We start from the raw sequence: 22,913 nt of genomic DNA, 5'->3' as shown, positions 1-22,913 counted from the left end.
AAATGGCGCCTTTTTTATTTATCCATGATGGTCTGTATATCCGGTTTAAAATAATTGGGACCTTTGAGTACTTTTCCATCTTCCCGGTATATCGGTTTTCCATCGGCACCCAATTTGCTCATATTACTTCGCTGAATCTCTTCAAAAACCTCCTCTATTTTATATTGCATGCCATGCTCCAAAATGGTTCCGCACAAAATATAGAGCATATCGCCCAAAGCATCGGCTACCTCCACTAGGTCGCCATTGTTCGCGGCCTCCAAATATTCCTTATTTTCCTCGTCCATCAAATTAAACCTTAATGTATTCTTTTCGGGACCTAAATTGGCTTTCGGTTGTTGCAAAACTCCCAATCCAAAGGAATTGTGAAAGAGCTCCACTGCTTTAATTTTACGTTTCATTACTTAATTTTGATTTAGCTTTGCATAAAAATATAAAATATGTTCAGCACGGGACAGCTCATTTTTGCCGCCTTATTTTTCATCGCTTTTGTTGTAATCATCTCCCTTTCCTACCATAAGGACAAAAAATTGCACAAAAAGAACTACAAGGGCGTCATTTGGATCCTTGTTTCTTTCATAACTTTTATAATTATCCTCTTCATTATTAAGTTCTTTCTTAAAAATTAACAACAGATTTGACTTAACCACAAAAATGAACGGTTTTGCAACAATAGTGACCGTTCCATTTCGTTCTTATAGGAAAAACCGTACTTTTGTTTAACACTAATTCAGCACCTAACCTAAATGACTGTTTTTTTTAGTATTCTGTTCGTTTTGCTTGCAATTAATGCCATTCTGTTGATTTTCAGCGTCAACGGAGCAAAAGAAAGATTTACAAAACCGATTCAGCGGATTTCAGCGACCTCTACTACCAAACTTTTCCCCCGAGAGGCATTAGAGACCGAGTACAAAGAAGCGGTTTAGTTTGTACTTTTAAGGCATGAAACAGGCCTTACTCGTTTTTTTGGGCGGGGGATTTGGAAGCGTATTGCGCTATCTCATCTCAAAATCCCTTAATCCCGTATTCCAAAATTTTTTTCTGGGCACCTTCTTGGTAAACGTTGTTGGTTGTTTCCTCATTGGACTTTTCTTGGGGTTATCTGCCAAAGGCAACTTGCTATCCTATAACAACACTATTTTTTTAGCCACAGGATTTTGTGGAGGCTTCACCACTTTTTCCGCATTTGCTTTTGAAAAACATTCCCTTTTAAAAAATGGCGACCTACTACCTTTCGCCATTTACATGGTTTCCAGCATCATTATAGGTGTATTGGCCATAGTTTTGGGGCTTTGGCTATCCAAACAACTGTAATCGTTACAGATTACATTTTTACAGTAAAAATTTGTTAAAAACTGAACAAAATCAATTCATTTCTTCCGTTTGATGCAAGAAATGTATTCTCAACTGTTTTGTGTTAAATAAAAATCAACAAATAGCTAAGAAAATAAGTTATAAAATTAAATACCCCTAAAATTATAGGGGTGTTTTTTTTATACCCATAAAAATCTGTGCAATACCCTCTTCTTTTTCATAGTCTCCTCTATTATCCCATATATTTGACGCGACAATTAATTTCTTAATCATGAAAAAAGTCGAGGCAATAATTAGAAAATCCAAATTTGACGAGGTCAAAAAGGCCCTGCATCAAATTGAGGTCAACTTCTTTAGTTACTGGGATGTAACAGGGGTTGGAAACGAAAAACAAGGACATGTGTATCGAGGTATCTCCTACAGTACCTCAGATATACAACGAAGGTATTTGGTTATCGTGGTCAGCGATGACTTTCTGGAGAAAACCGTGAACACTTTATTGGATACCGCCAGTACCGGTAATGTGGGTGATGGAAAAATCTTCGTTTCCGATGTTATCGAGGCCTACAGGATCAGAACCAAGGAAAGCGGAAGCGCTGGAATCAACTAATTATCAATCAAAAAAATAGCAAAATCTTATGGAAGCAGGATTATTTACCGCAAACAATGTATGGATGATGATTTGTGCAGGACTAGTATTCTTTATGCACCTTGGATTCTCTTTTTTGGAAATAGGACTCACCAGACAGAAAAACACCGTAAATATTTTGTTCAAAAACGTATTCATTATATGTGTGGGACTACTCCTATATTATATTGGTGGATTCAACCTGATGTATCCAGGCTTTGAAGACGGGGATACCGGATTTTTGAAGTTTGCTGGTTTTGGTATTGGAGCTCCGGAGAATGGCATGACCCCTGCATATGCCGATGGTGGATACACTTGGTGGACCGACTTTCTCTTTCAAGGTATGTTCGCTGCCACCGCTGCCACCATTGTTTCCGGTGCCGTTGCGGAAAGGGTGAAATTGGGTGGTTTTATGCTGTTCACCCTACTGTATGTAGGCTTGGTGTATCCTATCGTTGGATCTTGGCAATGGGGAGGCGGTTTCCTTTCGTCCCTCTCCTATGGGGAAGCCGAAGGATTCTATGATTTCGCAGGTTCTACGCTGGTCCATTCCGTGGGAGGCTGGGGTGCCTTGATTGCCATTTTTCTTTTGGGCGGTCGTATCGGAAAGTTCGGAGAGGATGGAAGCACAAATGCTATTCCTGGACACAATTTACCGCTGGCGACCGCAGGGGTTCTTATCCTATGGCTCGGATGGTTCGGTTTTAACGGTGGTTCGGTACTATCGGCCGACCCAGCCTTAACATCTTTGGTATTGGTCACCACTTCCCTTGCTGCGGCAGCTGGAGGGGTATCCGCATTTATTACGTCCACATTGCTTTATAAAAACTATGACTTGACGATGTTTTTGAACGGCATACTTGGAGGACTTGTGGGGATTACCGCAGGCGCCGATCAAATGTCACCCAACGAAGCAGTCATCATTGGTCTTATTGCGGGGGTAATCATTGTTTTTGGGGTTGCCCTAATTGATCGTTTGAAACTTGATGATCCCGTGGGTGCTGTTACGGTACACCTTATCTGCGGTATTTGGGGGACTTTGGCCGTTGGCCTTTTTGGGAGCAAAGCCGGTTTTGACCAATTTTTGGTACAGTTAGCTGGTATAGGTGCTGCAGCTACCTTTTGTTCCAGTACCGCATTTATAATTCTGTTTGCCATTAAAAAAACAGCTGGACTCCGGGTTTCAAGAGAAGAAGAACTCGACGGACTCGATATTCACGAGCATGGGATGGATGCCTATGCGGATTTCCGAATGAACCAACACTAACTATTGCTATAAAGAGGAACGGAGCGTTCTGCCAAACGCTCCGTCAGACAACCTCTTTCGTGTTTAACTCAATCAATTTGTTTAAAAACCCTTTTACAGGCATTACAACTATATGATTATGAAAGTGGCAATCTTCTTCCAAAATACTAAAAATAGTTTGTTCCGAGAACTGACAATACTATTTGTGAACAACTGGAGACCTTCCACCCGTAATCATACAGTAAATCAACTTTTGCCTATTCATTTATAATGAAGGGGTTATCACAAACGTGCCCTTTGGCGGCACAAACCATTATTAATCCTTTTAAACTTAGAAATCATGCAAAAGAAACAGTTTATTTTATCGATGTTGTTCGCTGGTGTTGCCTTTATTTCCAAAGGTGTAGCCCAAGATGCTCCTAGCAGTGACGACAAACTTAGCGCAAGTCTAACACTAAATCACGATGCCTTTTTTGGCTTTAATCCCATGATGGCTCTTTCCTATTCCTTGAGCGATTCAGATGCCCTTACGTTTTATGGCATTCAATGGGGTGCAGGTACCGGCTCCGCATGGGGGCAGTGGACCGAGTTTGGCGTTGGATACAACAAGACCATAGGGGCATTTGACATTAACCCCCAATTAGGTTTTACTATGGGAAGCCTTTTGTCCAGCGGTGCCGCACAGCCAGGTATCATTGGGGATGGTATTGTACCTAACCTTACCGTTAATTTAGGAACCGACCTGCTCGAAGGGCAATTTTACTTTGGTTACTACGGAGCCTTGAGCGATAAGACTGCGACGGGTGAGGCCACAAACAACTATGTACACTATTGGGCAAACCTTGGTCTCAAGGTGACGGATTTTTTCTCCGTGGGAGGTCATTTTGAAGAACTGTTCCTGTCTGGTGGTCAAATCAATGGTGGTGGAGAACTCGACAGAGCAGACGGCTACGTTTGGCTAGGGCCTTATGTACAGTTTCAAAAAGGAAACGCTGGGTTGAGATTTTCCTTCGGAGGAAACTTGGCCGATGAAGATGAGCGGTTTGCTCCCAATGATTTTTACAAATTATCCTTCTTTATTTCTTTATAATGGTTAGCTATTCTGAGGTATTCCTGACGAATAGATAATCATTCCATCAAAAAGTTTTTCTCTCCTGCTCTCACCTCAGTTCTCAAATAATTTTGCCTTGGCACTAGAGGGCAGGAGAACTTTTTGTTGTACACACAATAGGGGTTGTACGCTCGGTTAAAATCGATCACTAGGGTATCCCCATCGGGAATGGAAAGGTCGATGTACCGACCACCACCGTAGGTTTCCTCACCGTTGGTCTCATCCATAAAAGGCAAAAAAAGGTAATCCTCAAATTCCTCATCGTCCAGCAGGCCCAAACTCTGGTACACTTCCAGTTGATGCGCTTTACCGTTCAACGAAAAATGGGCAATGCCGTAGACAACTTCCTGAGTCTGCCTATCTGTTGTGGTTGGCATCAAAAAAGGTTCGGCATCAGGAGTTCTTTCAAACCTGGCCTTTACAATGTAAGAGGTATCGGGCTCAAAGAAGTCCAAACTCTCAAAATCCTTTCGGTATTTATCGGGTAAGGGAGAAGAATCGGGGTCTTTGAAACTTTCATTCTGCTGTTTTTGGTATTCCAAGATTTCTGCTACCAAATCGGATGTGGCGGTAACTGTGTCTTCCTCGTCGTGGTACTTTTTACCTCTACCACAGGCCACCAAACCAATTGCCAAAAGTAAGACTGCATATTTCATCTTGAAGTATTTGTGCAAAAATACAGCTTATCCCGCACAAACAAAGGATTAGGTCAGAAGCACCTTAATTGTCCTCTATCTTAATGTCGTACCTGGCATCTTCCAAGTATTTGGAAACCATTTCATTAAATTCTGGGGTGATACGCAGGAGCGCCGTATCCTCCAAACTGTATATTTTTTCGCGATCCTTATAGCCTTTTTTCAATAGTTCCTCCAAGTAGAACAGCGAAGTACCAAAATCATCATTTTTGGCGCTCAACGAAATGATCTTAAAATAATACTCGGTATCCTCGGGATCCAAGATGGTTTTCAACATGTACAAAAAAGCGAGCGCGTCCTCATCCACCACTTCCTCTGCCAGCACAAGGGTAATACTGTCTTCGGCCAAGGCGTTCACGTAACCTCTTAATCGATGTCCCATTTGCCTCTCAAAAGGTTTCGCACTGGCTATAAACTTCCCGATTTCTCCCATTTGGTAGTTCCACCATCCCAAATTATTGAAGTTATGGGTGTACATATCATCCTCCATATAGTATTGGTAATCCTCCTTTAGAATGGACTCCTGCAAAAAGGCCGCGTTTTCGGCACGCTGCATCACCCTATACTCCCTGTCGCGTCTCAAATCCCGCTGGACAGACCTCAAGGAATCCGTGTTTTTAAGGGCACCGTACATGGACATCATCTCGGTCATGTACTGCTCCGCCCATAAGAAATCGCCAATTCCGATAAGTTGATTGACCTTTTCCAAGTCCTCCTTGTACGCATTTTCAACGTACATCGTATCCTTGGGTATCCACTTTCTGCCCATGGCATCCAAAGTGAATAATTGGAGACCCTTTCGGATATAGGCGGTACTTGGCCATTCCCCGTTGCCGTCGTAAATCAATACCTGATTGGGAAACTTTAAGCGGTCCAAGAGCTTGGAATCCGTGAGCATATAAGGGTAATTATAGTTTTCCTTACTAATAATACCCACAAAGTGAAACGGTTTTTTCACATTGATCAATTCGCTATTGGCCAGTGATGCTCCAATGGCCATAGAACCATTTACCCCATTGAGCAATACAGGCGCCAGCGTAGCAAAACGACCGCTGGAATTCTCACCACCCGTGTAGATACGGTCCGTATGAATGGGCAACATATCACCGACACGTTGGATGGTATTGCCTATCAACACCATTTTATTGGTCAGCGAAATACTGTCGTAAAGTTTTGGAGCCGCCAAAACATACCCCTCCTCTTCTGCAGCGTTCAAAAACATGGAAATCACCTTTTTGTCATTCCCCTCCAAATCGGCCAACAAAAGGAGCGGCCACTTTTTATCTTTGGTAAAATCCTTTGGGAGATATAATGAATAGGTGTTTTGGGTGGAATCGTTCACGGGAAGGTTTTCGATAATCTCCCCTTTTCGAAGCACTATTTGTTGCGAAAAAACGTGAACGGAGCAAAAAATAGTCAGGAGCGGTAACAGATATGCTTTTCTCATAATTCTTATCATAACAAAAATCTGGCCAAAGTTTACTCTGAAATTATCAAATTAAAATGACATCTACTTCACTGATTTGCTTTTTTTGATGGGGGCATTCCCAACAACATTGGATAGCACAATATGGGTGCGGCACTCCCCGTAGACGATAAGCTCATCAATAAATTTTTCCAAGTGCGACTGATCCCGCAACACCACCTCCATGATGATATTTTCGTTACCGGTGATCCTGTAGCAATTCACGACCTCCTGAAATGTTTTTACCTTATCCAAAAAGGGTTTGAGCTTTCCCATAAAGGCACGCAGCATGATGATGGCCTTGAACTGATATCCGGCCTCCACGTATGAGATGTTGGCACGGTAACCTTCTACAATGCCCAAATCTTCCATTTTTTTGACCCGCTCCGCAACCGCTGGTGGCGTAAGCCCTACTTTTCTCCCAATATTGGCAAACGATTCCCTTGCATTCTGCTGCAAATGATGCAGTATTTGCCAATTCAAATCATCTATCTTCATTTTTAAAGTAATTGAGCTATATTATTTTGCTTTCAAAAGTAAAATCAAACTTTAGCTTTATTAACAAAAGTAAGAAAATTTAAATCGTGCGTAATTTTAGGATACTAAATTGCTTTGAAAAATGGAGAGAAATTCTCTAAATTCCTTAGGTGTATACCGCAGATCTTTGGCCCTTCGTGATATGAGCGAAGCGGTCGCTGCTTACTTTACCCAAAACCGGGAAATTCTATCCTTTCGTAAAATCGACTCCTTTCGGGACGATATTTCCCGCTCACTGTTGGCCGATGCCAACCTCATCACCAAAGAAGTGGAACAGGCCGCACTGAGCAGCTGTCCTTCCGTTCGGATGAAAAGTCTTTCTTACGTGAACATCATGACACGAAACATCTTGGCCTATTGCAACGGACTGGAAAGGGATGGGGTCAAAGAAAAGGAATACCTCAATCTCCTTAGAAAAGAGATCCGCATCTTTAGGGTGTACTTTAAAAAATGGAGGAAATCCCTCCATCCATAAAAACGATTGATCGTCTCTACATATTTCTTCGGTATTGACCCCCTACTTGGAACAAGGCTTCCGTAATCTGCCCTAGCGAACAGTATTTCGCTGCCTCCATTAATTTTTCAAAGATATTTTCATTGTTGATGGCCACCTCTTGCAACTCCTTCAATTGTTTTTCGGCTTCGCTGCCTTCCCGTTTGTGCAGGTTTTCCAGTGTCTTGATTTGATTTTGCTTTTCGGTTTCCGTAGCCCGGATGACTTCTGCTGGCAGAATGGTAGGCGAGCCTTTGGAACTCAAAAAGGTATTGACCCCAATGATGGGGTATTCCCCAGAATGCTTCAACGTCTCATAATGCAAACTTTCTTCTTGAATTTTGGAGCGCTGGTACATGGTTTCCATGGCTCCCAAAACACCACCGCGTTCCGTAATCCTATCAAATTCCATCAGTACAGCCTCCTCGACCAAATCGGTCAATTCCTCAATGATAAACGAGCCTTGAATCGGGTTTTCGTTTTTGGCCAAGCCCAATTCCTTGTTGATGATCAATTGAATGGCCATGGCCCTGCGGACAGATTCCTCCGTGGGGGTAGTGATGGCCTCGTCATACGCATTGGTATGCAAGGAGTTGCAATTATCGTAGATGGCGTACAACGCTTGGAGCGTGGTTCGGATATCGTTGAAATCGATTTCTTGGGCATGCAAACTTCTTCCAGAGGTTTGGATATGGTATTTGAGCATCTGCGCCCTAGGATTGGCACCGTACTTTTCTTTGAGGGCTTTGGACCAAATACGTCGCGCCACCCGACCGATGACTGCATATTCGGGATCCACCCCGTTCGAAAAGAAAAAGGAAAGATTGGGTCCAAACTTATTGATGTCCATTCCCCTGCTCAAATAATATTCCACATAGGTGAAACCGTTGGACAGCGTAAACGCCAATTGCGTTATTGGATTGGCACCTGCTTCGGCAATGTGGTATCCTGAAATGGAAACGGAATAAAAATTACGTACCTGTTGCTCAATGAAATACTCCTGCACATCCCCCATTAACCTTAAGGCAAACTCCGTAGAGAAAATACAAGTGTTCTGCGCTTGGTCCTCCTTCAAAATATCGGCCTGAACCGTTCCTCTAACCTGGTTCAAGGTCTTGGCCTTGATATCTTCGTACACCTCCTTGGGCAACACTTGGTCCCCCGTAACGCCCAAAAGCATCAACCCCAGACCGTCGTTCCCTTGGGGCAAGTCTCCATAATAGGAGGGTGCTTCTGCATCCTTCGCCTTAAAAATCGACTTTATTTTTTTCTGGACCTCTTGCTCTAATCCGTGTGCCTTGATGTATTTTTCACAATTTTGGTCAATCGCAGCATTCATAAAAAAGGCCAGCAACATGGGCGCCGGACCATTAATGGTCATACTCACCGAAGTCATTGGACTGCTCAGGTCAAATCCGGAATATAGTTTCTTGGCATCATCCAAACAGCAAATGCTCACCCCTGCATTTCCAATTTTTCCGTAGATATCCGGGCGGTGGTCTGGGTCGTTCCCGTAGAGCGTCACTGAATCAAATGCTGTGGACAACCGTTTGGCTGGCATATCCATGCTCACGTAGTGAAATCGGCGATTGGTCCGTTCCGGCCCACCCTCTCCAGCAAACATTCGGGTGGGGTCTTCTCCCTCCCGTTTAAACGGATACAGTCCAGCGGTGTAGGGAAATTCACCCGGTACGTTCTCTTGTAAGATCCATAGCAAAATATCGCCCCACGCCTTGTATTTGGGCAAGGCAACTTTCGGGATTTGACTATGCGAAAGGGATTCGGTATGGGTTTTAATTTTGACTTCTTTGTCCCGCACCTTAAAGGAATACACCTCGGCCGCATAACGGCTCACCTTTTCCCGCCACTTGATGATGGCCTCCCAGTAAAGTGGGTTCAAGTACATTTTGATGCGATCAAATTCCTTGATCAAAAGATTGACCAGTTCTTTGGACTCCTTATTTTTAAGGTGGGACTTAATGTTTTCCTCGTTCAATCCCGATTTATCCAAGAAAGCTTCCTCTGCCTGCTCTTGCTCCATTCCCAAAACGGAGGACAGGGTCATAAATACCCCATAAAGCTTCTGCGCCACATTGGATTCCTCCCTGGCCCTGGCATCATAATTTCTATTGTTCTCTGCAATTTCCGACAGATATCTGGTCCGCGCCGGCGGAATCACATAGATCTTTTCGGTCATTTCCTGGGTCACTTCCAGGGTAGATCGTAATGATGAACCTGCCTTTTCCACCAAGGTATCCATCACTTTTTTATATAGACTGTTCATGCCAGGGTCGTTGAACTGCGAAGCGATGGTCCCGAAAATGGGAAGCTCATCCTCATTGGCATGCCATAATCCATGGTTACGGGCATATTGCTTCTTTACATCGCGAAGAGCATCCAAAGCGCCCCTTTTATCAAACTTGTTAATAGCCACGATATCGGCAAAATCGAGCATATCAATTTTTTCCAATTGCGTGGCCGCGCCAAACTCGGGCGTCATCACATACAGGGATACATCGCTGTGCTCCAAAATTTCGGTATCGGACTGCCCTATGCCCGAGGTTTCCAAGATAATAAGGTCGTATTTTGCCGCCTTGAGCACCTGCACCGCTTCGGACACATGCTTGGAAAGGGCCAAATTGGACTGTCGGGTCGCCAATGACCGCATGTACACGCGTTCGTTATTGATCGCGTTCATACGGATGCGATCGCCCAAAAGCGCACCTCCTGTTTTTCGTTTGGAAGGATCTACGGAAACAATACCAATATGCTTGTCGGGGAAATCCATCAAGAACCTTCGGACCAATTCATCCACCAGACTGGATTTTCCAGCACCTCCAGTACCCGTAATCCCAAGTACAGGAACATTGCCCTGTTCTTTTTGGATGGTTGATGCAAACTGCTCAAAGACATCATGACGATTTTCTGCCAAGGAAATCAGGCGCGCCAGTGTGTTGGGGTGCTTGGCGGACAATTCCTGCTCCAGACTTCTTCCCTTTGGGAAGGTCAAATCTGGGACAGCAGTATCGCAACGTTCCACCAGATCATTGATCATTCCCTGAAGACCCATTTCCCTTCCATCATCGGGCGAATAAATGCGCTCAATGCCATACTCCATCAATTCCTTGATTTCTTCCGGAAGTATAACTCCGCCTCCGCCACCAAATATTTTGATATGGCCTGCACCCCGTTCCTTCAACAAATCGAACATGTACCTAAAATACTCATTGTGCCCTCCTTGGTAAGAGGTCATCGCAATGGCATTGGCATCCTCCTGAATGGCACAATCGACCACTTCGGAAACGCTTCTATCATGCCCCAAATGAATCACTTCGACCCCAGTGGCCTGAATGATTCGTCGCATAATATTGATGGCTGCATCGTGGCCATCGAACAGAGAAGCTGCGGTTACAATGCGTATTTTATGTTTGGGTGTGTAGGCTTTAATTTGTTCCATCGTTAATAAAGGATGTAATTTTGCTCTGCAATTTACGGAAAATGCAATTGAAAATTGATTTTGATTAAGATTGTACAAAAAATAGTAAATGTTTGGGCTTCCTTTTTTGAATACCATAATTTTACTCACTAAAACCTAACCCATGAAGCTGACCATTCTCATTCATTGTCCCGACCAATCGGGAATCATTCGTTCGGTGACCACCTTTGTCCATCAACAGCAAGGAAATGTAGTGTATTTGGACCAACATGTGGACAAACAGGCCGGAGTATTTTTTATGCGTTTGAAAAGCGAGTTCGAACAGGAAATCGACCTGACTCAATTCAAGGAGGATTTTGGTCAAGAACTGGCAACACGGTTTCAAATGGAATGGGACGCTTACACGGATGGGTACAAACCGAAAATGGCCATTTTCGTTTCCAAATACAACCATTGCCTTTATGATTTGCTCAGCCGATACAATTCTGGGGAGCTAGCCGTAGAAGTTCCCTTTATTTTGAGCAACCACAAGGATTTGGAATATGTGGCCCGCCAATTCGACATTCCGTATTTTCACGTTCCGGTGACCAAGGAAAACAAAGCCGAAGCTGAGGACAAACAATTGGAATTGTTGGCTGAATATGGAGCAGACTTTATCGTTTTGGCCAGATACATGCAAATTGTATCACCAAAGGTGATTGACGTTTTTCCGCAAAAAATCATTAATATTCACCATTCGTTCTTACCGGCCTTTGCGGGCGCTAAACCCTACCACGCCGCATTTGAGAGAGGGGTAAAAATCATTGGCGCCACCAGTCATTACGTAACAGAAGACTTGGACGAAGGACCCATTATTGAGCAGGATGTTACAGCCGTTTCGCACACCCACTCCGTGAAGGATTTTATCGCCAAGGGCAGGGATTTGGAACGTATTGTCCTTTCCCGTGCGGTGCAGCTTCACGTAGCCCGCAAAACAATGGTCTACAATAACAAAACCGTTATTTTTTCATAATCGAATCAAAGATTATGTATCTTAATATCAACAATTAACACCAAATTCTTACATGAATCAAGATTATATACAACCGAATGCATGGAGTCTCATCGAAGAAGGTTTCGACAAGGAACGCGTTAAATCTTCGGAAAGTCTTTTCAGTATCGGAAATGGCGCCATGGGACAACGTGCCAATTTTGAAGAATCCTATTCCGGCCCCACATTCCAAGGGAGCTATATCGGAGGGGTCTATTATCCTGACAAAACCCGCGTTGGGTGGTGGAAAAATGGCTATCCCGAATATTTTGCCAAGGTATTGAACGCTCCCAATTGGATCGGTATTGATGTGCTGATCGATGGTGAGCCGTTGGATTTGGCCAAATGCAAAAACGTAAAAAACTTTAGACGGGAACTCAACATGAAGGAAGGTTGGTACCGCAGGAACTTTGAAGCCACTACGGCCAATAATATTGAAATCAAAGTGGTAGCCACCCGATTTTTAAGTCTTTCCCATGATGAAATGGGGGCGATACACTACGAGGTAACACCATTGAACACCGATGCCGATATCACCTTTAAGCCTTATCTAGATGCTGGCATCACCAACGAGGACAGCAACTGGGACGATAAATTTTGGAACACCACACAGATTACATCGGAAAAAAACCGAGCGTTTGTGGAATCGCACACCATGAAAACCCATTTTAATGTGTGCACTTTTATGCAGGCCCACTTGGTGTATGGAGAGCATACCAAAACAACTCCTGACCAAGTGCATAAAGGAGAGCTTTCCATTGGGTTTGAGTTTTCCCAAAACGTAAAAAAGGGAGAGGGCGTAAGTTTGGTCAAATTTGGAGGGTATACGGTAGATAGAAACCATGATGCCCAAAAACTGACCGAAGCGGCCAACCATGTTCTTGATGCAGCCTCCAAGCTAGGGTTTGAGGGGCTTTTGGACGCCCAAAAGAAAGCATGGGCCGAAGTTTGGGAAATGAGCGATATCACCATTGAAGGTGACGTTAAGGCACAACAAGGTATCCGTTTCAATATTTTCCAGTTGAACCAAACCTATACCGGTACCGATTCCCGTTTGAATATTGGACCCAAAGGGTTTACGGGCGAAAAATATGGTGGTAGCACCTATTGGGATACCGAGGCATACTGTCTGCCGTTTTACATGGCCACCAAAAATCAGGAGGTCGCCCGTAAGTTGCTAAAGTACCGCTACAACCATTTGGAAAAGGCCATTGAAAATGCGGAAAAACTGGGCTTTACCAAGGGGGCAGCTCTTTATCCCATGGTAACGATGAACGGCGAAGAGTGCCACAACGAATGGGAAATCACCTTTGAGGAAATCCATAGGAACGGCGCCATTGCCTACGCCATTTTTAACTACACACGTTTCACCAGCGACCAAAGCTACATTCCTGAAATGGGATTGGAGGTTTTGATCGGTATTGCACGTTTTTGGCAACAGCGCGTCAACTGGTCCGAATATCGCAAAAAGTACGTGATGCTGGGCGTCACAGGACCCAATGAGTACGAAAACAACGTCAATAATAACTGGTACACCAACTATTTGGCCAAATGGTGCTTGGAATATGCTTTGGAGCAATTGGAGCAGGTACAACAAAACTACCCATCCGATTACAAAAGGGTCATGGACAAGACCCAATTAAGCAATGACGAAACCGGACTTTGGAAAAAAATTGCGGCCCACATGTACTTCCCATATTCAGAGGAACATGGCGTATACCTGCAACAAGATGGCTTCTTGGACAAGGATTTGGTGCGGGTGGTCGATTTGGGAAAAAAAGAACGGCCCATCAACCAACATTGGAGCTGGGACCGCATCCTTCGTTCGCCATATATTAAACAGGCTGATACCTTGCAGGGCTTTTACTTTTTCGAGGACCATTTTACCGGTGCCGAGCTGGAGAAACATTTTGATTTCTATGAATCGTTTACGGTTCACGAATCATCCTTATCGCCCTGCGTACACGCCATACAGGCAGCAAAGCTGGGCAGAATGGAGCAGGCGTATACGTTTTACCTGCGCACTTCACGTTTAGATTTGGACGACTACAATAAGGAGGTGGAAGAAGGACTACACATCACTTCCATGGCGGGTACTTGGATGAGTATTGTGGAAGGCTTTGGCGGAATGCGCATCCAAAATGGAACCTTGTGCTTTACTCCGCAAATACCGGAACAATGGGAGTCCTATTCCTTTAAAATCAATTTTAGGAACAGAATCATTAAAGTGAACGTCAGCCAAAAAGAAACAACGTTTACAATTGATGAAGGAGCGGACCTCGAAATCATGCTGAACGGCAAGCCGAAAACGCTCTCTCCGTCCTAAAAATGGGCTAAGGAAACACGTCGTTTGGTTTTCCCAAAGAAGAAGTTCATCTAAAATGCTCCATAAATCATCGATTTATGGAGCATTACACCTATTTTCATATCAATTTTAAACACAAAACCATGAAGAAAATAATCCTAAGTGCCGTTGTGCTGCTGCTAATGAGCTGCGCCGAACTGCAACAGGTCGTGAACCAATTGCCCCAAGGAACATCGGGCATTGGCAACGAACAGATAGCCCAAGGTCTGCGGGAAGCCTTGAATATGGGCATTGACAAACAGGTCAATAAACTGGCCCTGGAAAACGGCTTTTTTAAGAACGAGCTGGTAAAAATCTTGCTCCCCGAAGAATTGCAAAAGGTAGACAAAACGCTACGTGATATTGGATTGTCGAGTTTGGCCGACGAGGGGCTGCGCATCATCAACAGGGCCGCAGAGGATGCCGTTGGGGAGGCGACCCCGATTTTTGTAGAGGCTGTGAAAGGCATCACGTTCAACGACGCCAGGCAAATTCTACTGGGGAACGATAATGCCGCCACCCAATATTTGCAGCAGGCCACTAAAACCCAGCTGTACAATAAATTCAATCCCATTATCAAGCAATCGTTCCAAAAAGTAGGTGCAGACCAGATTTGGAGCAACATCATCACCAAATACAATAACCTACCCTTAACCAATGATGTAAACCCCGACCTAACGGACTACACCACCAATGAAGCGCTGGAAGGTGTTTATGCTATGATAGCGGTGGAAGAAAAGGAAATTAGGACAAAAGTTTCTTCCAGAACAACAGATTTGTTAAAAAAAGTGTTCGCTCTACAAGATTAATCATAATTTTTTCAGAAAAATGTAATAACTTTAAAACTAAAGCGTTATAATTTCAAGATTCAAGAATAATTATAACAAAACCCTAAAGTTAAATTAACCTTGAGCTGAAGGTTAAACTTGAATTTTGTACAAGTTATCTGAGTTAGCATTTTTTTGAGTTAGTTAGTTTAAAAACCGGTGTACCATCACCGGTTTTTTGTTTTCTGCATGGGACGATACAGGCCATCAAAAGCAACGGAGACCGCTCCTTTTTCGTCAACTACCTCCCATAATTGCCTCACTGTTCCATCCGGGTTGTTTGTCCATGTAATTCTGTTGGTATAGGTTTTCCCGTCAGCTTTGGTAAACTCATCTGAGGACAAAATCATTTTATTTCCTTTTCGGTTTCCCCTTAATTTTAGCACTGCACCGGTATTATCTACCCACGTCTGTTCCCACGTATCCCTTTCAGCATTATAAAAATTGAGACTCGTTCCAGTATATCCAGCTTTAGCACTGGTCCAATGTTCACGGATAACACAACCGTTTTCTTCCTTTGAGATACGACTCGTTCCGGCTGGAGAACCATCTTTGGCGTTAACGACCTCCCATTCCCCTATCCAAAAATCAAAAGCTCTATGATTTTCGGTACAACAGGGACAACTATCCGAGTTTTGGGCAGTCATCAGTGTTGGCAAAAACAACGCTAAAATGACCAATGATCTAAACATAAGGATGCCTTAGTAATTATTCGACTCCTTTTAAAGGTACGTTAATTTTATCCTAACCCAATGTAATGCCTTCGATTGGATTAAGGCCGATTCGTTAAATTTTAGATAAATTACCTGATTTATAGCTGTATAGCGTCTTCGCCCATAGTCCACAAGCCCGATTTGAACGTATCTTTGGAAGTAACAAATCTTAAGAGCTATGAATAATCAGTATTGTAAAGTAGGAACGGTAACGCCCATCACCGGTTTAAGTCATGCCACCTCCGTTTTGGAAGTGATGCACAACAATTTTATGGAAAAGGCTGCCAGTGTTTCCGGTAAGGATTCCCAATTGGGCGAATTCTTTAAAAGGAAAGCGCAGGGCATTAAAAAAGTATTGGAAAGTCTTTAGTTTGAGGGCTATACTAATTTATCCAGCTCAATTTCCATTTGCTGCTGAATTTCCTGTGCCTTTTTTGCAGCGATTTCCGCAAAGCCAGTCCCATTTGATGCATAGATAATTCCTCTGGAAGAATTCACCAATAAACCTACATTCTTGGTGATTCCATACTTGCATACCTCTTGTAAACTTCCGCCTTGCGCACCCACTCCGGGCACCAACAAAAAGCTTTCTGGGACAATTTTTCTGATATCCGCCAAATAATCGGCTTTGGTGGCCCCCACCACATACATTAATCGCTCAGCACCTTTGTACGTTTTAGAGACAGACAATACTTCTTTGTAGAGTTCCTGTCCATCCACATTTTTGGTCTGAAAATCAAAAGCCCCCTGGTTAGAAGTCAATGCCAATAAAATGGTATGCCTATCCTCAAATGCCAGAAAAGGTTCCACCGAGTCTTTGCCCATGTAAGGTGCAATGGTGATGGAATCAAAATCCATGGTATCAAAAAATGCTTTGGCATAGCGGGTAGAAGTATTCCCGATATCCCCTCGTTTTGCATCGGCAATGGTAAAGATTTCTGGGTGGTTTGCATTGATATACGCCATGGTCCGTTCCAAGGATTTCCATCCTTTCAACCCATAGGCTTCATAAAAAGCGATATTGGGCTTGTAGGCCACACAGTACGGATGCGTAGCATCAATAATGGCTTTATTGAACGCAAAAATGGGGTCTTCCTCCTTCAGCAAATGCTTCGGGATTTTATCCAAGTCAGTATCAAGACCTACACAGAGAAACGATTTTTTTTGACGTATTTGGGCAATTAAATCTGTTATCTTCATTTTGGTGGTTTCTCGACCGTTCTTGGTTTTAATACATTAGAATATCTCGGAAGCTTCCTTGAGTTTTTCAGTGTTCTCTACCAACATCAGCTCATCAATGATTTTTTGGATATCCCCATTGATGATATTCTGCAAATCGTAGAGCGTAAGCCCGATTCGGTGGTCGGTCACCCTACCCTGCGGATAATTGTAGGTACGGATTTTGGCCGAACGGTCGCCACTGCTCACCTGGGAATTCCGTTTGGCTGCATCTTCAGCCTGCTTTTTGGCCAATTCCATATCGTACAAACGGGCACGAAGTACCTTAAAGGCTTTATCCTTGTTTTTGTGCTGTGATTTTTCATCCTGACATTGGGCAACAATACCCGTTGGTTCGTGTGTCAATCGCACCGCCGAGTACGTAGTGTTCACCGACTGCCCACCCGGTCCGGACGAACAGAAATAATCAATCCGAACATCTTTGGGGTCTATTTGGACATCAAATTCTTCCGCTTCTGGAATTACCATTACGGTAGCGGCGCTGGTGTGCACCCTACCTTGGGTTTCGGTCTGTGGCACGCGTTGCACACGGTGTACGCCCGCTTCAAACTTGAGGGTACCGTACACATCCTCCCCATTCACCTCGAAATGGATTTCCTTATAACCACCACTGGTTCCTTCGCTCAAATCGATTACATTGGTCTTCCACCCTTTGGATTCACAGTACTTGGTGTACATCCGGAATAAATCTCCGGCAAAAATACTGGCCTCGTCTCCGCCCGTACCTGCACGGATTTCCATAACCACGTTCTTGGCATCTTCAGGATCTTTGGGAATCAAAAGGAATTTGATTTCCTCCTCCAATTGGGGCAGGGCGCTTTTTGCCTCGTCCAATTGCATTTTGGCCATTTCCACCATTTCGGCATCGCTGCCATCGGCAATGATTTCTTCGGCCTCTTGAATATTATTGGTAAGGGTAATGTACTCATCCCGCTTTTCGCTGAGTACTTTAAGGTCCTTATATTCTTTGTTGAGTTTTACGTACCGTTTTTGGTCCGCAATAATATCGGGTTGTATGATCAGGTCCGAAACCTCATCAAAACGTTGTTTTACAATGTTGAGTTTGTCTAGCATAAATCAATCCTCCTAATAGGAATGCGAATTTACGATTTTTTAGTTGGATTATTTTTTAAATCCTAGGTATCAGTTACCAACAAAAGTAGTCCCCAAGGTAACGATAAAGGCATTGAGACCATCGCTACGGTCGTATTGACTAAAGCGCAGGTTGATGGTCTTTAACCCAAAGCTGAGCACCCGGGCGCTGGTAAAAATGTCCTTGTACTGAACCCCCATCCCATATTGATGCGCATCATAGTTGGACAAATCGTAATCGGACGTATAAAACTCAAAGGTAGACAAGGCCTCTTCCTTGGGATAGAAATAATCGGCAGCTGTTTGGGTATAGTATCGATAGGCGGGAAACAGGGTAAACTTATCCGTAAGCTTAATCGGCGCCTCCAAACTCGCTGTATGCGACTGAACTCCCCAATCGTCCCAATAAAAACGGTAGTAGGAACGCAGTATCACCAAATCGTTCAGATAATAGTTCAATCGCCCACCCACGGGTAGTTTGAATCGGCTATCGGGCAATTGCTCCACATTGTCCGCCAATTGGAACTCATCGATAAAAAAATCCTCAAAATCCGAAAAATAGACCCGCTGGAAGGGCGTGCTCAACAGACCATTCTGCGAAACTACATCCATAAATAGGGCTCCCTGTAATTTTGGCGTCAATATTTGGCTGAAACTCAACGAAAGTGAATAGGAGTTTCTGTTTTCATTTTCAAATTCCGAAAAAATGGGTTGATAGCTCCCATTTCCAGTGATGCGATCATCAAAAAAACCGTTTCGCAGCTCTATGGGGTATTGCGAATTCCATTTATCCAGAAACACACGACCGCTTAGGGTGATTTCCGTATTCTTTTCATTGAACAATTTGGTAAAACTCCCACCAAATCCAATCGAAACATAATCGTACTCGGATGAAAAATAACCGTTGGCGCTCCAAATGGTATTGCGGTCATCGGAACTGTGCTCGTAAGTTGGGTTGATATAAGCCAGCACATCCTTGCGCGATTCGCCCGAAGAGGCATCAAACGGGCTCACATCCACGCCGCCATCCAAAGGATTGACGTTACTGGAAGATGCTGAAGTATAGGCAGAAAGACCCACATCTACCGTTAAGATATCGTCTTCGTTCATAGGCATACGAAGCACGATGCTCGAAGTGGCATCTGTCAACTCCTCCGTGCCCTCACCGCCGGTAACGGCAGCATTTTGCCCATCCTGATTGTAATAACTGAACAACAAGTCAACTTCACTAGCTTCCAGAACTCTTTGTTTATAAGAGGTATTGCTCTGCTGTGACCAGCCCATACCTGCCATCATTAAGAAAAAGACAAGAAAAATGGTTTTTATGGGTTTGGAGAATTCAGTCATCGGGCTGTTATATCGATTGCTGCTTTGTATTAATTGCATCCGCATCCCCCACCTGTTTTGCCTCCGTTGGCACCAGCGGATGCCTCCCTATAAATATGGAAATTGGTCTCGAACCGCTCGCACGGCCTTGCACTCAACTGCATCTCCTCATCGTTCACGTACACCTTGTCGTACTCTCGAACAACAACGCAGGAATTGAGACCAATCAGAAGTATGATAAACCAAAAGAGTTTTTGCATGAGCTAAATGTACTAATTCGTATCGAACAGGATGCCCGAACTTCGATGAACTTTATTTTCCGAATCCACAATGACAGCCTCTACCCCATCAATTTGATTGATCATATGCAGACCAACATCACGGCCCATCGTAAAAACCGCGGTGGCCAAGGCATCGCACAACTCGGCTTGCTTCGCAAAAATGGATACACTGTTGATGCCCTTGGTGGGGTACCCCGTCCTTGGGTCGATAATATGGGAGTATTTTTCCCCGTCGATGATAATATATTTTTCGTAATTCCCGGATGTGGCCACAGAGGACTCCACAACAGGCAGCCAACTGAACACTTTATCCTTACTGAGCGGATTGGCGATGCCCACCAACCATTTTTCGCCTGTGACTTTGGTTCCCCAAGTAGTAAGATCACCAGAAGCATTGATGATTCCGCCTTTGACCTCTTTGGAAACCAATAGATCTTTGGCCTTATCGGCGGCATTGCCCTTGCCAATGGCTCCAAATCCGATTTTCATACCTTTCTCGGGAAGAAATACGGTTGCGTTTTCGGCATCCAATACCAGTTTTTGATACCCCACCTTCGCCACAGAGTTTTTGATTTCGTCAGCCGTGGGCTTTTTGTCCATGCTCCCATCAAACTTCCAGATTTGGTCCATGGAAGCATAGGTGATATCGAAAGCCCCATCAGTGATTTCCGATATTTTGATGGCCCGTTCTATTAAATTAAACAGTTCCCGACTCACCTTTACGGGTTTAATACCAGCATTTTTATTGATCAAGGACGTTTCTGATTTTTCATCCCATGATGAAATGAGCCTTTCGATACGTTCAATTTCGGAAACAGCTTCGTCAATGTTGATGTACCCTATTTCCTCGTTGGGTGCCACGACGGTAATCTCAAACCGGGTCCCCATCAATTTCAAGGTCTTTTTTACCGTCACATCCGTTTGCCTCGACTGCCCGAACGACAGCAGGCAACAAAGACTGCAGGTCAAGACAAGTAGGGTCTTCATTGGATGAACTTGTTAAGGGTCTTGATATACTTTTCGGGACTGGTTCGGGCCACAAAGCCTGTGGTTCCCAAGACTTTCTGATTTTTGTCCATCACCACCACCAACGGAAAATAACCCTTTGGGTTATATTTTTCAGCTAGGGATTTGTTTACGTTCATCTTTTCCTCGGGCAGTTTGTTCTGCTTCTTCCGAGGGAAATCGGCATCGTACATCACATAATGTTCCGAAGCGTAGGCCTTAAACTCATCGCTGTCAAAAATATGTCGCTTTAAACGAATGCATGGGGCACACCAATCCGAACCCGAAAACACAAGAACAATCGGTTTCTCTTCGGCCGACGCTTTGGCAAGGGCCGCATCAAAACTTTCTTCCCATTGTTGTGCTTGAAGCAGGCCAGAAAAGCAAAATAGTAGTATGTAGATGATGTTTTTCATTCGATTTGGGATTGGCAAAACTACTCAAATACCCGTAATTCGGAACCGTTGAGTGCTGTATTGTACACCTTTAAGGCTCTGGCAGGGTTTCCATCTACCTGATTGAGCGGTGTGCCGTCTTGGTCGAAACGAGACCCGTGGACATCACAATAAAATATACCACCGTTCTGGTTCACAAAACGTACCTGATCATAGGATTCATGACTGCAAACTTGGCTTGCGGCCACATATTCGCCTTCCAAATTTCTAGCGACCACAACTAAATTTTTTAAGATAAATCCGCCATTCTGCGAAAGATTTGCTGCTTCGTTCGAAGTCAGGTCGATGGTAAAGTCGACTCCCGTGGGCTCTTCCACCAAATTCCCATTCACTTCGTCCTTGGAGCAACCGTGCAAACAGGGAAATGTGAGGGCAAAGGCAGCACCTGCGCCCAAACTTCGTAGGAATTCCTTTCTTTCCATAGCGTAGAGGTTTATAATGTAAAACGCTATTTCGAGAGAAATCGTATGCTAATAGGTAAACTTGCCGTAGGTACTCTGGATGGTCAATTTTTTGGTTTCGGAGGGTTCCACTCGACCAATAATTTGGGCATCCACATCAAAACTCTGCGAAATGGCGATAATCTCCTCCGCAACACTCTCATCCACATACAGTTCCATACGATGTCCGCAATTGAACACCTGGTACATTTCTTTCCAGTCGGTATTGGATTGTTCCTGTATCAGTTTGAACAATGGTGGAATGGGAAACATATTGTCCTTTATGATGTGGAGGTTATCCACAAAGTGGAGAATTTTGGTCTGTGCACCACCGCTGCAATGCACCATACCGTGAATTTCTTTGGATGAATAGCGCTCCAACACTTTTTTGATGATGGGTGCGTAGGTCCGGGTGGGCGACAAAACCAGTTTTCCCGCATCAAGGGGTGAACCTGGCACCTCATCGGTCAATTTTGTATTCCCCGAATAAACCAATTCCTCTGGAACGGAGGCATCAAAACTTTCTGGGTATTTTTTGGCCAAATATTTGGAAAACACATCATGGCGCGCCGAGGTAAGTCCATTGCTCCCCATGCCGCCATTATACTCGGTTTCATAGCTCGCCTTTCCGAAGGAAGCCAAGCCTACGATCACATCACCTGTTTTAATATTGGCATTGTCGATAACATTTTTGCGTTCCATCCGGGCCGTTACCGTGGAATCCACGATGATGGTTCGCACCAAATCCCCCACATCGGCCGTTTCACCTCCTGTAGACCGAATGGTGATGCCGTGTTTCTCCAAGTCGGCAATCAATTCTTCGGTGCCATTGATGATTGCGGAAATCACCTCTCCGGGAATCAAGTTTTTGTTTCGCCCAATGGTGGAGGACAACATAATATTATCGGTGGCACCCACACAGATCAGATCGTCCACGTTCATAATCAAGGCATCTTGGGCAATTCCTTTCCATACGGAAATATCCCCCGTTTCCTTCCAATACATATAGGCCAAAGAGGACTTGGTACCAGCACCATCGGCATGCATTACCAAACAATGGTCCTCGCTACCCGTAAGGTAATCGGGTACAATTTTACAGAACGCTTTGGGAAAAAGGCCTTTGTCGATATTTTTGATAGCGTTGTGCACATCTTCCTTGGAGGCGGAAACACCTCGTTGTGCATATCTCTTACTGGTATCGGATGACATATGAAAGGTTTGGGCAAAAATAACGGA

The 22,913-nt window shown here is 44.1% G+C and carries 24 protein-coding genes; 10 read left to right on the top strand and 14 right to left on the bottom strand.

Going from position 1 to position 22,913, the window contains the following annotated elements; genetic code table 11:
• Positions 1-14: 14 nt before the first annotated feature.
• A complete protein-coding gene (locus tag RBB12_RS04755) occupies positions 15-401 on the bottom strand; it encodes a nucleoside triphosphate pyrophosphohydrolase family protein (protein WP_306013391.1) in 387 nt (128 codons plus the stop codon).
• Between the two features lie 39 nt (positions 402-440).
• On the opposite strand from RBB12_RS04755, the gene RBB12_RS04750 reads away from it, so the two are divergent.
• From RBB12_RS04750 to RBB12_RS04730, 5 genes are all read left to right on the top strand, one after another.
• Positions 441-629, top strand: a complete 189-nt coding sequence (locus RBB12_RS04750; protein WP_306013392.1) for a hypothetical protein — start codon at positions 441-443, stop codon at positions 627-629.
• Positions 630-942: 313 nt separating this feature from the next.
• Entirely contained in the window at positions 943-1,314 is a 372-nt protein-coding gene (gene crcB / locus RBB12_RS04745) for a fluoride efflux transporter CrcB (RefSeq protein ID WP_306013393.1), read from the top strand.
• A gap of 271 nt (positions 1,315-1,585) precedes the next feature.
• Entirely contained in the window at positions 1,586-1,924 is a 339-nt protein-coding gene (locus RBB12_RS04740) for a P-II family nitrogen regulator (RefSeq protein ID WP_179384257.1), read from the top strand.
• 28 nt (positions 1,925-1,952) lie between these two features.
• Positions 1,953-3,209 (top strand): ammonium transporter, encoded by a 1,257-nt coding sequence (locus RBB12_RS04735; protein ID WP_306013394.1) that lies wholly within the window; start codon positions 1,953-1,955, stop codon positions 3,207-3,209.
• Between the two features lie 319 nt (positions 3,210-3,528).
• Positions 3,529-4,278 (top strand): DUF6733 family protein, encoded by a 750-nt coding sequence (locus tag RBB12_RS04730; protein ID WP_306013395.1) that lies wholly within the window; start codon positions 3,529-3,531, stop codon positions 4,276-4,278.
• A 38-nt stretch (positions 4,279-4,316) separates the two neighbouring features.
• On the opposite strand, the gene RBB12_RS04725 is transcribed toward RBB12_RS04730, so the two are convergent.
• From RBB12_RS04725 to RBB12_RS04715, 3 genes are all read right to left on the bottom strand, one after another.
• On the bottom strand, positions 4,317-4,955 hold the full coding sequence (locus RBB12_RS04725) for a DUF1684 domain-containing protein (RefSeq protein ID WP_306013396.1): 639 nt from the start codon (positions 4,953-4,955) through the stop codon (positions 4,317-4,319).
• Between the two features lie 64 nt (positions 4,956-5,019).
• On the bottom strand, positions 5,020-6,441 hold the full coding sequence (locus RBB12_RS04720; RefSeq protein ID WP_306026641.1) for an alpha/beta hydrolase: 1,422 nt from the start codon (positions 6,439-6,441) through the stop codon (positions 5,020-5,022).
• A gap of 63 nt (positions 6,442-6,504) precedes the next feature.
• Positions 6,505-6,957, bottom strand: coding sequence for an Lrp/AsnC family transcriptional regulator (locus RBB12_RS04715; protein ID WP_179384261.1), 453 nt, complete (start codon positions 6,955-6,957; stop codon positions 6,505-6,507).
• A 121-nt stretch (positions 6,958-7,078) separates the two neighbouring features.
• Between RBB12_RS04715 and RBB12_RS04710 the strand changes: the two genes are divergently transcribed.
• Positions 7,079-7,471, top strand: a complete 393-nt coding sequence (locus RBB12_RS04710; RefSeq protein WP_306013398.1) for a hypothetical protein — start codon at positions 7,079-7,081, stop codon at positions 7,469-7,471.
• A 16-nt stretch (positions 7,472-7,487) separates the two neighbouring features.
• Here RBB12_RS04710 and RBB12_RS04705 read toward each other — a convergent pair whose 3' ends face one another.
• Entirely contained in the window at positions 7,488-10,946 is a 3,459-nt protein-coding gene (locus tag RBB12_RS04705; RefSeq protein ID WP_306013399.1) for a methylmalonyl-CoA mutase family protein, read from the bottom strand.
• Positions 10,947-11,088: 142 nt separating this feature from the next.
• Between RBB12_RS04705 and purU the strand changes: the two genes are divergently transcribed.
• From purU to RBB12_RS04690, 3 genes are all read left to right on the top strand, one after another.
• Positions 11,089-11,937: a formyltetrahydrofolate deformylase gene (purU, locus tag RBB12_RS04700; RefSeq protein WP_293284424.1), complete on the top strand. Its 849-nt coding sequence runs from the start codon at positions 11,089-11,091 to the stop codon at positions 11,935-11,937.
• 52 nt (positions 11,938-11,989) lie between these two features.
• Entirely contained in the window at positions 11,990-14,281 is a 2,292-nt protein-coding gene (locus RBB12_RS04695; RefSeq protein WP_306013400.1) for a glycoside hydrolase family 65 protein, read from the top strand.
• Between the two features lie 122 nt (positions 14,282-14,403).
• Entirely contained in the window at positions 14,404-15,108 is a 705-nt protein-coding gene (locus RBB12_RS04690; protein ID WP_293284420.1) for a DUF4197 domain-containing protein, read from the top strand.
• A 185-nt stretch (positions 15,109-15,293) separates the two neighbouring features.
• On the opposite strand, the gene RBB12_RS04685 is transcribed toward RBB12_RS04690, so the two are convergent.
• Positions 15,294-15,773 carry a hypothetical protein gene (locus RBB12_RS04685; RefSeq protein ID WP_306026717.1) on the bottom strand — a complete coding sequence of 160 codons (480 nt, stop codon included), beginning with the start codon at positions 15,771-15,773 and terminating at the stop codon, positions 15,294-15,296.
• A 244-nt stretch (positions 15,774-16,017) separates the two neighbouring features.
• Between RBB12_RS04685 and RBB12_RS04680 the strand changes: the two genes are divergently transcribed.
• Complete coding sequence (locus tag RBB12_RS04680) at positions 16,018-16,209, top strand: hypothetical protein (RefSeq protein ID WP_179384268.1); 192 nt, start codon at positions 16,018-16,020, stop codon at positions 16,207-16,209.
• A gap of 8 nt (positions 16,210-16,217) precedes the next feature.
• On the opposite strand, the gene pyrF is transcribed toward RBB12_RS04680, so the two are convergent.
• The 8 genes from pyrF to RBB12_RS04640 form a co-directional block, all read right to left on the bottom strand.
• Positions 16,218-17,039 carry an orotidine-5'-phosphate decarboxylase gene (pyrF, locus tag RBB12_RS04675; RefSeq protein ID WP_306013402.1) on the bottom strand — a complete coding sequence of 274 codons (822 nt, stop codon included), beginning with the start codon at positions 17,037-17,039 and terminating at the stop codon, positions 16,218-16,220.
• Positions 17,040-17,075: 36 nt separating this feature from the next.
• Positions 17,076-18,152: a peptide chain release factor 1 gene (gene prfA / locus RBB12_RS04670; protein WP_179384270.1), complete on the bottom strand. Its 1,077-nt coding sequence runs from the start codon at positions 18,150-18,152 to the stop codon at positions 17,076-17,078.
• A 69-nt stretch (positions 18,153-18,221) separates the two neighbouring features.
• Positions 18,222-19,466, bottom strand: a complete 1,245-nt coding sequence (locus RBB12_RS04665; protein WP_306013473.1) for a DUF3570 domain-containing protein — start codon at positions 19,464-19,466, stop codon at positions 18,222-18,224.
• 80 nt (positions 19,467-19,546) lie between these two features.
• Positions 19,547-19,756 (bottom strand): DUF4266 domain-containing protein, encoded by a 210-nt coding sequence (locus tag RBB12_RS04660; RefSeq protein ID WP_179384272.1) that lies wholly within the window; start codon positions 19,754-19,756, stop codon positions 19,547-19,549.
• A 12-nt stretch (positions 19,757-19,768) separates the two neighbouring features.
• On the bottom strand, positions 19,769-20,764 hold the full coding sequence (locus tag RBB12_RS04655; RefSeq protein WP_306013403.1) for an FAD:protein FMN transferase: 996 nt from the start codon (positions 20,762-20,764) through the stop codon (positions 19,769-19,771).
• Positions 20,761-21,198, bottom strand: coding sequence for a thioredoxin family protein (locus RBB12_RS04650; RefSeq protein ID WP_306013404.1), 438 nt, complete (start codon positions 21,196-21,198; stop codon positions 20,761-20,763). The genes RBB12_RS04655 and RBB12_RS04650 overlap by 4 nt, the downstream gene beginning before the upstream one ends.
• 20 nt (positions 21,199-21,218) lie before the next feature.
• The gene (locus RBB12_RS04645) at positions 21,219-21,659 is read right to left on the bottom strand and encodes a ubiquinol-cytochrome c reductase iron-sulfur subunit (protein WP_179384275.1); all 441 of its coding nucleotides are present in this window, start codon (positions 21,657-21,659) and stop codon (positions 21,219-21,221) included.
• Positions 21,660-21,707: 48 nt separating this feature from the next.
• Entirely contained in the window at positions 21,708-22,886 is a 1,179-nt protein-coding gene (locus RBB12_RS04640) for an AIR synthase related protein (protein ID WP_306013405.1), read from the bottom strand.
• Positions 22,887-22,913: the final 27 nt, after the last annotated feature.

Origin of the sequence: Allomuricauda sp. MMSF_3307 (assembly GCF_030733585.1) — a bacterium.
GTDB lineage: Bacteria > Bacteroidota > Bacteroidia > Flavobacteriales > Flavobacteriaceae > Flagellimonas.
Note: the sequence above shows the minus strand (reverse complement) of the source record. Positions and strands in the feature narration are given on the sequence as shown.